This window comes from Janthinobacterium sp. JC611 (genome assembly GCF_018682595.1).
Taxonomy (GTDB): Bacteria; Pseudomonadota; Gammaproteobacteria; order Burkholderiales; family Burkholderiaceae_D; genus Janthinobacterium.
Map to the genome: position 1 here is coordinate 109,249 of NZ_JAFLJN010000007.1, position 11,464 is coordinate 120,712.

General features: G+C 64.5%; 7 protein-coding genes and 1 tRNA gene. 5 read left to right on the plus strand and 3 right to left on the minus strand.

Annotated features, from left to right (window positions below):
- Window position 1: 1 nt before the first annotated feature.
- From J0O65_RS07270 to J0O65_RS07280, 3 genes are all read right to left on the minus strand, one after another.
- Window positions 2-2,863 carry a hybrid sensor histidine kinase/response regulator gene (locus J0O65_RS07270; protein ID WP_215405464.1) on the minus strand — a complete coding sequence of 954 codons (2,862 nt, stop codon included), beginning with the start codon at window positions 2,861-2,863 and terminating at the stop codon, window positions 2-4.
- A 317-nt stretch (window positions 2,864-3,180) separates the two neighbouring features.
- Window positions 3,181-3,381 carry a YbdD/YjiX family protein gene (locus tag J0O65_RS07275; protein WP_092718220.1) on the minus strand — a complete coding sequence of 67 codons (201 nt, stop codon included), beginning with the start codon at window positions 3,379-3,381 and terminating at the stop codon, window positions 3,181-3,183.
- Window positions 3,381-5,441, minus strand: a complete 2,061-nt coding sequence (locus J0O65_RS07280; protein WP_215405466.1) for a carbon starvation CstA family protein — start codon at window positions 5,439-5,441, stop codon at window positions 3,381-3,383. Before J0O65_RS07280 ends, J0O65_RS07275 begins: the two co-directional genes overlap by 1 nt.
- A gap of 246 nt (window positions 5,442-5,687) precedes the next feature.
- Here J0O65_RS07280 and J0O65_RS07285 point away from each other — a divergent pair, with 246 nt between their 5' ends.
- The 5 genes from J0O65_RS07285 (at window position 5,688) to J0O65_RS07305 (ending at window position 11,389) form a co-directional block, all read left to right on the plus strand.
- The gene (locus J0O65_RS07285) at window positions 5,688-7,058 is read left to right on the plus strand and encodes a cache domain-containing protein (RefSeq protein ID WP_215405468.1); all 1,371 of its coding nucleotides are present in this window, start codon (window positions 5,688-5,690) and stop codon (window positions 7,056-7,058) included.
- 13 nt (window positions 7,059-7,071) lie between these two features.
- Complete coding sequence (locus J0O65_RS07290) at window positions 7,072-7,701, plus strand: response regulator transcription factor (protein WP_215405470.1); 630 nt, start codon at window positions 7,072-7,074, stop codon at window positions 7,699-7,701.
- 264 nt (window positions 7,702-7,965) lie between these two features.
- Window positions 7,966-9,090 (plus strand): EAL and HDOD domain-containing protein, encoded by a 1,125-nt coding sequence (locus tag J0O65_RS07295; protein WP_353056162.1) that lies wholly within the window; start codon window positions 7,966-7,968, stop codon window positions 9,088-9,090.
- A 1-nt stretch (window position 9,091) separates the two neighbouring features.
- Window positions 9,092-11,137, plus strand: a complete 2,046-nt coding sequence (locus J0O65_RS07300; RefSeq protein WP_215405478.1) for a putative bifunctional diguanylate cyclase/phosphodiesterase — start codon at window positions 9,092-9,094, stop codon at window positions 11,135-11,137.
- 162 nt (window positions 11,138-11,299) lie between these two features.
- A tRNA-Ser gene (locus J0O65_RS07305) sits at window positions 11,300-11,389 on the plus strand.
- Window positions 11,390-11,464: the final 75 nt, after the last annotated feature.

The following is an 11,464-nucleotide window of genomic DNA, read 5'->3' on the forward strand; positions in this document are numbered from 1 at the left end:
GTCAGTGTTCCTTCACGAGGATGGCGTTCAGCGATTCGCGTACGGCCAGGAAGGCTTGCTGCATCTGCTGCAGCAGGGCAGCCGCGCCCTCGGTGCTGCCGGCGCGGCCCAGTTTTTCCATCTCCTTGCACAGTTGCGCCAGGCCGTCGGCGCCCACGTTGGCGCTGCCCGACTTGAGGCTGTGCGCCACCTTGCGCAGCGCTTCCGCATCCGCGCCGGCAATCGCTGCGCGCATGGCGATCAATTGGCGCGGCGTCTCGCCGACGAAGGCCTGGATGACTCTTTCGAGCAGCGCATCGCCATCCGTGCCGGACAGGGCGCGGATATTTTCCAGCGCCTGCCGGTTCAGCGGCTGGGCCGATGCCGGGGCTGCAGGCGCCGGCGGCGGCGCTTCGGGCGGCACCTGCTGCGGTGCTTGCGCCTGCGGCGTTTCGCTGTGGTGCACGGTGGCCGCGCGCGGCAAGGTGATCCAGCGGGCGATGGTGTGGCCCAGGTCCTGCTGCGTAAAAGGTTTACTCAGGTAATCGTCCATGCCGGCCGCCAGGCATGCCTCGCGGTCGCCCTGCAGCGCATTGGCCGTGATGGCGACGATGGGCAGCACGCGCGCGTGGCCGCACTGCTGTTCATGGCGGCGGATTTCCGCCGTGGCGGCAAAGCCGTCCATCACGGGCATCTGGCAATCCATCAGGATCAGATCGAAATCCTCGGCCTGCGCCGCCTGCAAGGCCTCTTCGCCGTTGCGCGCGCAGACCACGTCCAGGCCCAGGCTGTCGAGCATGGCCAGCGCCACTTCCACGTTGACGGGATTGTCCTCGGCCAGCAGCACGCGGCGGCGCTGGCGCCGGCCCACCTGGCGCACCGTGTGCGGCGGGTGGATGCGCAGGCTGTCGCTGGCGCGCGGCGGCGTGACGATGCAATCGAACAGGTCGCATTCGCGGGCCGGCTTGATCAGCTGGAAGGCCACGCCCGCCTCGCGTCGCTGCACGGGGTCGGCCGCCGCCTGTTCCGTGCTCAGCAGCAAAAGTTTGAGGTCGGCCAGCAGCGGATCGCTCTTGATGGTGGCCGCCAGGGCCAGGCCGCTGGTGCGCGGCAATTCCATGTCGAGCAGCGCCACGCCGTACGGCGTGCCCGCCTGGGCGGCCGCGCGCAGCTTGGCCAGGCATTCGCCGGCCGTGCCGGCGCTGTCGCTGACGATGTGCCAGCTGGCCAGTTGCCGCTCCAGCACGGCGCGCGTGGCGGGTGTGTGGTCGACGATCAAGGCGCGTAACCCTCGCGTGGTTTTCAGGTTGAAGGACGGGTCGTCGCTGTCGACCCGCCGCTTATCGAAATTTACTTCGAACCAGAAGATCGATCCTTGCGTTAAAGCATTATCAACGCCGATAGTGCCGCCCATCAGCTCCACCAGCTGTTTCGAGATCGTCAGGCCCAGGCCCGTGCCGCCGTGCTTGCGCGTGGTCGAGCCGTCGGCCTGCGAGAACGATTCGAAGATGCGCGTCTGCGCCTCGTTCGATACGCCGATGCCCGTGTCGTGCACCTCGAAGCGCAAGCCCACGCTGGGCGCGTCCTCGCTGCACACGGTCACTTTCACGGTGACCTTGCCCGTTTCCGTGAACTTGATGGCATTGCCCAGCAGATTGACGATGATCTGGCGCAAACGGTTCGGGTCGCCGCAGATGGCGATGGGGATGTCGTAGGCGATATCGAATTCCAGGCTGATGTTTTTCGCCTCCGCCTGCGGCGCGAAGACGTGCTCGATATCGTCGAGCAGTTCGCGGAAATTGAAGCGGATGTATTCCACGCTCAGCTTGCCTGCCTCGATCTTGGAAAAGTCGAGGATATCGTTGATGATCACCAGCAGATTCTGTCCCGAGCGCTGCACCATGCTCGTGTAGTGGCGCTGCTGCGGGCTCAAAGGGCTGGCCAGCAGCAGCTCCGTCATGCCCAGCACGCCATTCATGGGCGTGCGGATTTCATGGCTCATGGTGGCAAGGAATGCGCTCTTTGCCTGGCTGGCCGCCTCGGCCGCATCCTTGGCCTTTTCCAGCTGCGCCGTGCGCACGCCCACCTGGCGCTCGAGCTGGTCGCGGTAATTGGCCAGGGTGCTGTCGCGGCTGTCGATCTGCGCCAGCATGTCGTTGAAGCTGTCGATCAGCACGCCCAGCTCGTCGCTGCGCTGGTGCGCGATGCGGTGGCTGTAGGTCTGGCTGCTCGACACTTTTTGCGCCGTATCGATCAGCTTGGTGATCGGTTCGGCGATCACGCTCTTGAAGCGCCGCGCGAGGAACACGGCGATCAGGAAGGACAGCACGGTGGCGCCGCCGATGGCGCCCACGTGGCGGCCGATGTCGCGCCACATGTGGTTCAGGTCGGCCTCGATCAGCACGGCGCCGATGATCTGTTGCGGCTCGCCTGGCCGGTAGACGGGACGGTACAGGCGCATGGCCGGCGCCAGGGTCGTGCCCGCGCCCTGCGTGACCGGTTGCACGGCAATGTCGGCCAGCAGGGCCGGGTCCATGTCTTCCGGCGCCGCCAGGCCGTCCGCGTGCTGCGGCGCGCGGTACAGGGCGAACAGCCGCCCGCCCCGGTCGAACAGGGCCGCCTGGGTCACCTCGTTGCGCGCGGCCAGCGCGGCCAGCACCTGTTCCGCCTGCGCCTGCGCCGGCTTGCCTATCAGCATGGGCGCCGCGCTGGCCGCACCGATCACGCCCGCCAGGGACAGCAATTGCTTGCCCTCGTCATTCTTGTGGCTGAGCACGGACGTCAGCGCAAACGCCACGAACACCAGCAGCAGCGCGCAGCCCGACGACAATACCGAAATCATGGTCAGCTTCTGGCTGATGCTGGAGCGTTGGAAATTGAACATGATGGCGGCGCTTCTCCGGTCGGCCCGTTGACTGTTATTTAATTCCTATTGGAAAAATATAGACGCGAAGACACACCCCGATGTTGATGTGGGTCTAAGGGACGAGAGGGGAGGGGAACTTATACGAGAGGAAATGAATGGGGCGGTCTCACAAGACCGCCCTCAAATTATTGCTGAGCAACAACACCTGACTCAGCCGTAGCGAGCGGAAGGGAGAGGTGGCCGAGAAGCGCAACCGTACTTTGTACGGGGCCGCCGAGGCGGTGAGCATCGCAAGCCGCCTATACCGACGCGCAGTAGGCTGGGTCAGGTGTCCGCTAACAGCAACCGCCGCGCTTGCCCGCGCCACCGTAGCGGGCTTCCTGCCGTTCGCGGAAGAACTCTTCATACGTCATCATCGGCTCGCCGGGATGGGTCACTTCCCGGTGCGCCACGTAGGTGTCGTACTCGGGCAAGCCGCACATGAGCCGCATGCTTTGCCCCAGGTACCGTCCTGCCTTGATGATATCGGCTATCATCATTGCACCGTGGGCATGGCCTGGAACGGCGTTTCCTTGGTGCTAGGCTTGCTGTCGGCGCGCGCCTTCAGGATGGTGCGGATGCCGAAGAACAGCACGCTGACGACGACGATGACGAAGAAGGCGGCCAGGCCGGCGTCCAGATAATCGTTGAAGATGATCTGCTGCATCTGCGCCATCGACTTGGCCGGCGCCAGCAGGGTGCCTTCATCCAGGGCCGCCGAGTATTTCTTCGCATGCGCGAGGAAGCCCACGCGCGGATTGGCGTCGAAGATCTTTTGCCAGCCCGCCGTCAGGGTGCACAGCAGCAGCCAGATGGTCGGCGTGATGGTCACCCACGCATACTGTCCGCGTTTCATCTTGAACAGCACGCAGGTGCCGAGGATCAGCGCAATGGCCGCCAGCATCTGGTTGGCGATGCCGAACAGCGGCCACAGGGTGTTGATGCCGCCCAATGGATCGACCACGCCCTGGTACAGGAAGTAGCCCCAGGCCGCCACGCACAGGCCCGTGGCCAGCAGGTTGGCGATGACGTTTTCCGTCTGTTTCAAGGCGGGCACGAAGCTGCCCAGCAAATCCTGCAGCATGAAGCGGCCCGCACGCGTGCCCGCATCGACGGCCGTCAGGATGAACAGCGCTTCGAACAGGATGGCGAAGTGGTACCAGAAGGCCATCATGGCCTTGCCGCCGATGGCGCCGGAGAGAATCTGCGCCATGCCGACCGCCAGGGTCGGTGCGCCGCCGGCGCGCGAGATGATGCTGTGCTCGCCAACATCCTTGGCCGTCTGCGTCAGCATTTCCGGCGTCACGTAGAAGCCCCACTGCGAGATCGCCTGTGCGGCGGACTCGGCCGTGGTGCCGATCAGGGCGGCCGGGCTGTTCATGGCGAAATAGATGCCCGGCTCGATGGTCGAGGCGGCCACCAGGGCCATGATGGCGACGAACGATTCCATCAGCATGGCGCCATAGCCGATGAAGCGGGCGTGGCTTTCGTTTTCAATCATCTTCGGCGTGGTGCCCGAGGAAATCAGGGCGTGGAAGCCGGAGACGGCGCCGCAGGCGATGGTGATGAACAGGAAGGGGAACAGGTTGCCCGACCAGACGGGGCCGGAGCCGTCGATGAACTTGGTCATGGCCGGCATTTTCAGGTAGGGCGCGACGACGATGATGCCGATGGCCAGGCCGAGTATCGTGCCGATCTTCAGGAACGTCGACAGGTAATCGCGCGGCGCCAGCAGCAGCCACACGGGCAGCACGGAAGCGATGAAGCCGTAGCCGATCAGCATCCACGTCAGTTCCGTGCCCGTGAACGTGAACATCGGACCGAGCACCGCGTGTTCCTGCACGTACTGGCCGCCGATGATGGCCAGCATCAGCAAGACGAAGCCGATGATGGAAATCTCTCCGATGCGGCCCACGCGGATGAAGCGCGAGTACACGCCCATGAACAGGGCGATGGGAATGGTCGCCATCACGGTGAAGCTGCCCCATGGGGAACCCGTCAGCGCCTTGACGACGATCAGGGCCAGCACGGCCAGGATGATGACCATGATCATGAAGCAGCCCAGCAGGGCGATCATGCCGGGAATCTCGCCCAGTTCAGCCTTGATCAGGTCGCCCAGCGAGCGGCCGTCGCGGCGCATGGAAATGAACAGCACGATGAAATCCTGCACGGCGCCGGCAAACACGACACCCGCCAGTATCCACAGCATGCCGGGCAGATAGCCCATCTGCGCGGCCAGCACGGGGCCGACCAGGGGGCCGGCGCCGGCGATCGCCGCGAAATGGTGGCCGAACAGCACGTATTTATTCGTCGGCACGTGGTCGAGGCCATCGTTGTGCTTGAAGGCGGGCGTCATGCGGCGCGCGTCCAGGCCCAGCACCTTGTCGGCGATGAACAGGCTGTAGAAACGATAGGCGATCAGATAGACGCAGACGGCGGCGATGACGATCCAGATCGCGCTGATCGATTCGCCACGTTGCAGGGCGACAACGCCCAAGGACCCGGCGCCGGCCAGCGCAAGCGCTGCCCAGCCGAGCTGTTTGAAAATGCGGTTCATGCTTCCTCCAGAGATTGACGGGCGCTGTGCCGTGCGATGATGTGTGCTGCCGAGCCTGGTCGTCGCCAGTTTGGGTGAGAATTGGGTGTCTGCAGCTTATGGCGAGTATTCAGGAATCGTATAATTGCCGCAAGCGCAGCACTACGCAGTAACGCTCAGTATTACTACGCAGGCCGATCGCCGCGCCGCGACGTAAAATCACGCATTTCCTTCCACCCGCATCGAGCCGCCGGAGCGCGCCAGGCCATGAAACTCAGACAGAAAGTCATCTTCCTGGCCCTCACGCCGCTCATCCTCGCCCTGTGCGCGATCGCCTTTGCCGTGCGGCACCAGGCGATTACCCTGGCCGAGCAGCAGCGCGCCACCATCCAGCAAGCGTATCTGGCCAGCAAGGAAGCCGAGCTCAAGCATTACGTGACCCTGGCCAGCCATTCCATCGCCTCCCTGTACCAGTCGGGACGCAAGGATGCCGCCACGCAAGAAGAGGCCAAGCGCATCCTGTCCGCCCTCAGTTATGGCGACGATGGCTATTTCTTCATCTATGATTTGCAGGGCAAGTCGCTGATGCATCCGCGCCAGCCCGAGCTGGTGGGGCAGAATCTGTGGGAATTGCGCGACGCGGACGGCAATCTGACCATCCAGCGCCTGATGCAGCGGGCGAAGAGCGGCGGCGGCTTCGAGCGCTACAACTGGATCAAGCCGTCGACGAACAAGTCCGCGCCCAAGCTCGGCTATGTGATTTTGATGCCGGAATGGGGCTGGATGATGGGCACCGGCATCTACATGGATGACGTGGACCAGGCGCTGGCCAAGGTCGACGCCCAGCAGTCGCGCAATATCCGCTCGACCATGGAATTGATCGCCGCCATCGCCATTCTCGGCTCCCTGCTGGTGGCCGCCTGCGGCCTGGTGCTGAACCTGCGCGAATTGCGCGTGGCCGACGCCAAGCTGAAAGTGCTGGCGCAGCGCGTGGTGGAATCGCAGGAGGAAGAGCGGGCGCGGCTGTCGCGCGACTTGCATGACGGCATCAGCCAGTGGCTGGTGTCCATCAAGCTGCAGATCGAGGCGGGCATCGCGCGCCTGGGCGGCAATGCCGAGCAAAAAGACAAGGCGCCGGCCACCTTCGAGCGGGCCGCCGAGCAACTCAACAAGGTGCTGGGCGAGGTGCGGCGCATTTCGCACAACCTGCGCCCGGCCATTTTAGATGACCTGGGCCTGGCCGCCGCGCTCGACCACCTCGTGCATGAATTCAACGACAGCAGCAGCGCGCAAGCCAGTTTCACGGCCAGCCCGGCGGCGGCGGGCGAGGGCTTGCCCGACATGGTCAATACCGTGCTGTTCCGCATCGCCCAGGAAGCGCTGACCAATTGCGAGCGCCACGCCCACGCCAGCGGCGTGGAAGTGAGCCTGCACGAGGCGGGCAAGGCGGTGGAATTGCGCATCCAGGATAATGGCGGCGGCTTCGACTTCGACGGCATCGCCCTGCATCCGCAGCGCGGCATCGGCCTGCGCAACATGACGGAACGCATGGAAGCCATCGGCGGCAGCCTGCACATCACTTCGTCTCCGGCCGGCACCGTGGTGCTGGCGCGGCTCGGCCTAACACCCACACACTGACAAAAACACAACCATGACCGAGAAAATCAACATCCTGCTGGTGGACGACCACCCCCTCGTGCGCGACGGCTTGCGCGCGCGCCTGGAAGCGGTGGCGCATTTCGACGTGGTGGCCGAGGCGGGCGGCGCCGACGAGGCGCTGGCCCAGGCGCGCCTCCACCAGGTGGACCTCGTGCTGATGGATATCAATATGCGCGGCACGAATGGCATCGAGGCGACGGCGCTGTTCAAGCAGGCGTTTCCGCAGATTGCCGTGCTGATCCTGTCCATGCACGACAAGCTCGAATACGTGTCGCAAGCCATCGCCGCCGGCGCGCGCGGCTATGTGCTCAAGGATGCTCCTGGGAAAGATATCGTCTTCGCCATCGAGACGGTGATGTCCGGCGGCATCTATTACAGCGCGGCCCTGGCGCGGCAACTGTCGCGTCCGCAAGTCCACGATTCCTTCCTCACCACGCGCGAGCAGCAGGTGCTGCAGCACATCGCGGCGGGCCAGTCGAACAAGCAGATCGCCCGCGACCTGGACCTGAGCGTGCGCACGGTGGAGACGCACCGCCTGAACATCAAGCGCAAGCTGGGCATCGAAGGGCAGGCCGAATTGATCAAATACGCGGTCGAGCACGCGCATGGCGGCAGCGCCTGAGCAGGCGTGCGCGGCCCCGTGTTCTTGCCGAACCCGCATGACAGGCGGGTCTCGCGGGGGAGTGTTCTTTTTGAACATTTATTGCCAAAATTAAACTGTTTCGTGGGTGAGATTCGGATAGAATGAGTCTCGCTGTCGAGGGCATCCCTGTCGGGCCAGGGTTGCCAATGCTGGTCAGTTTATTTACTATGGCGCCCTACCCACACTGAGATACCGATGTCAGCGTCTGAATCAAACCTGTTTCCGTTGGTGGGATTACAAGCAGTGGCCAATGCTCATAACGAGTGGGTTGCTGTCACCCTGCATGGTCCGCAGGCCTCGACGGCGCCGCTGCTGGCGGCGCTGGCCGCCGCCGATGCGTATGCCTACCTGGCGCCGCTCGACTGCATCATTCCCCTGGCCGACCCGCATGGCGTGGACGAGGCCGTGCTGGCGCAACTGGCGCCGCAACGCACCATCTTCCGTTTGCCGGCCCATCTTGCCGGCGACAAGCAGATCCAGAAAAAGTGCGAACAATGGCGCGATGCCGGCTACCGCCTCATCCTCGACGGCGCCGGGGCCGGTCCCGTGGCGGCGGCGCAGGTCGACGCGCGCGCGCTGAGCTTTGACGCGGCGGGCGCGCGCCCGGCCCTGCATCAGCTGCTGCCGCTGCCGGGGCCGCACCTGGCCTACAATATCGGCGACGCCGGGCAGTTTGCTGCCGCGCAAGCGCTGGGCGTGAGCTGGTTTGCCGGCGATTACGCCCTGCACCATGCGCGCCAGCAAAGCGAGCCGGAGGACGCCACGTCGCGGCGCCGTGTGCTGGCGCTGCTGGGCTTGCTGGCCCGCGATGCCGACGCGCACGAGCTGGAAGTACCGCTCAAGCAAGACCCATCGCTCAGCTATCATTTATTGAAACTGGTCAATTCCGCCGCCTTCGGTTTCACGGCGCCGATTACCAGCTTCAGCCAGGCCATCACCTTGCTGGGCCGGCGCCAGCTGCAGCGCTGGCTGCAACTGCTGCTGTATGCGCGGCAACAGGACGATGGCAAGATCCACGCGCTGCTGCCGCTGGCCGCCGTGCGCGCGGCGCAGATGGAAGCGCTGTGCCAGTTGCGCGGCGGCGACCGCGACGCGCAAGACCTGGCCTTCATGGCGGGCGTGTTTTCCCTGCTCGACGTCCTGCTGGGCATGCCGATGGCAGAGATCATCGCCACCCTGAACCTGGCGCCCGACGTCAGCGCCGCCTTGCTGGAACGCAAGGGCGAGCTGGGCACCTTGCTGGCGCTGGTCGAAAGCGCCGCGCCGCCACCCGACGGCTTGCGCCGCGCCGGCATCGATGGAGAAACCTATTGGCTCAGCCTGCTGCAGGCTTACCAATGGGCCATCCAGGTCAGCCGGAACCTCTAGCATGCCCTTGTTTCCGGTGTCGGATTTCCTTGGTGACAGCGCCGCCCTGTGCGACGCCGTCGTGCGTTTGCGCGGCCCTGCGCTGGTGGCCGAGCTGGGCCGTATCGCCAGCGCCGTGATGGCCAGCCCGCATGGCCAGTTCCTGCCCGCCGCCAGCATGGACGCCGCTGCGCGGTCCGCGATTTTTCCCGTCGATACACCCGCCCTGTTGCAGGAAATCAGTTTCGACGGCCACTGCTTCGGCCATTACAGCGTGGCGGGACGCAGCGCCTACAGCGACGCCGACCGCCGCCACCTGGCCAGCCTGGCGTCCCTGACGGCGGGCGTCTTGCAAGTGCATTCGCTGGCGCAACGTTCCACGCACGCCTTTGCGCAAGTCGAAGCCTTGCTGGCGCAACAGACGCAAATCCTCGACCAGTTGCACGAATCCGTGCTGACGATGGACTTGACGGGCTACATCACCAGCTGGAACAAGGGCGCCGAGCGCCTGTTCGGCTACAGCTCGGTGGAAGCCGTGGGGCGCAACATCCTGTTCCTGTACGACGACGAAGACACGGGTTTCCACGACGCCTTCCTGGAACAGGGAGGGCGCCTGATGGAGGTGCGCCGCCGAAAGAAGTCGGGCGAAGTCTTCTGGGCCAGCCTGTCCCTGTCGCCGCTGCAAGACATGGACGACAAGCCCATCGGACTCATCGCCTACCTGACGGACATCACGGAACGCAAGCTGGCCGAGGAGCGCCTGCACCACCTGGCGTATTACGATCCGTTGACCAGCCTGCCCAACCGCACCTTGCTGGCCAAGCTGGTCGACCAGGCTCTCAGCGTGGCGCAGCGCAGCAAGATGCTCGGCTGCGTGCTGTTCATCGACCTGAACCGTTTTAAACTCATCAACGACACTCTGGGCCGGCGCATCGGCGACGAATTGTTGCGCCAGGTCTCCCTGCGTTTCCGCAAGGCATTGCGCGACCAGGACCTGGTGGCGCGCCTGGGCGGCGACGAGTTCGCCGTCGGCCTGTTCGACATCGGCCAGCATTTCGAGGCCAGCATGGTGGCGCAAAAGCTACTGGCCTCGCTGGTGGAGCCGTTCCTGATCGAAGGCCACGACTTGCGCGTGGGCGCCAGCATCGGCATCAGCGTCTATCCGCAAGACGGGCAGGACGCGGAAACCCTGCTGCGCCTGGCCGACATCGCCATGTACCGCGCCAAGCAGGACAGCGGCGGCGAAGCGGAAAGCGTGGCCTTCTACAGCCACGACATGAACCTGGGCATGCAAGCACGCATGCGCCTGGAAACAGGCTTGCGCCAGGCGTTATCGGAACAGCAATTGTTGCTGCACTACCAGCCGAAATACGCGCTGGGCAGCGGCCGCATCATCGGCGCCGAAGCGCTGGTGCGCTGGCACCATCCGCAGCACGGCATGATCCCGCCGGCCGAATTCATCCCCCTGGCCGAATCGACGGGCCTGGTGGTGCAAGTGGGCGAATGGGTGCTGGAAGCGGCCTGCGCCCAGGCGCAAGCGTGGAAACTGGCCGGCCTGCCGCCGATCCGCCTGGCCGTCAACGTGTCCGCGCGCGAATTCACGTCAGCGCTGCCCGCCAGGGTGGCGGCGACCCTGGCCCGCTACGGCCTGGAAGCGGCCTGGCTGGAACTGGAAATCACGGAAAGCACGCTGATGCACAACATCGAGCGCGTGATCGGCATCATGGACCGCATCACGGCCTTGGGCGTGGCCTTGTCGCTGGACGACTTCGGCACCGGCTACTCCAGCCTGTCCTACCTCAAGCGTTTCCCCATCGACACCTTGAAGATCGACCGCTCGTTTACCACCGGCATTCCCACCGACGCCAGCGACTGCGCCATCGCCAGCACCATCATCAGCATCGCCCAGCAGCTGCAGCACAAGGTGATCGCGGAAGGCGTGGAAACGGCGGAGCAGCTGGCCTTCCTGAAAAGTTCAGGCTGCGACGAAGTGCAGGGCTACCTGTTCTCGCGGCCGCTGCCGGCGGGAGAGTTCGAAACGGCGCTGCGGGAAAACTGGGGCGTGTAAGGCTTTGCTTTGGCGTGTTGGTGTAGATATGGAACCCATAGGCGAAGAGCTGGGGTCAGACCCGCCGGGTCTGACCCCAGAGCTTGCTGAGAGGTTTAAATACGCGGCCCTGACTACTCGCCATTGGTAAGCCACCGACCTTTATGTATAATGCTGCCATCTGGAAGCGTGGCCGAGTGGTTGAAGGCACTAGTCTTGAAAACTAGCGACGGGTTAAACTGTTCGTGAGTTCGAATCTCACCGCTTCCGCCAAGAAATAAAGAAACCGCCTTCGGGCGGTTTTTTATTGCCTGGCGGAGGCGAGCAGGGCGCCTTCGCGCCCTGCGT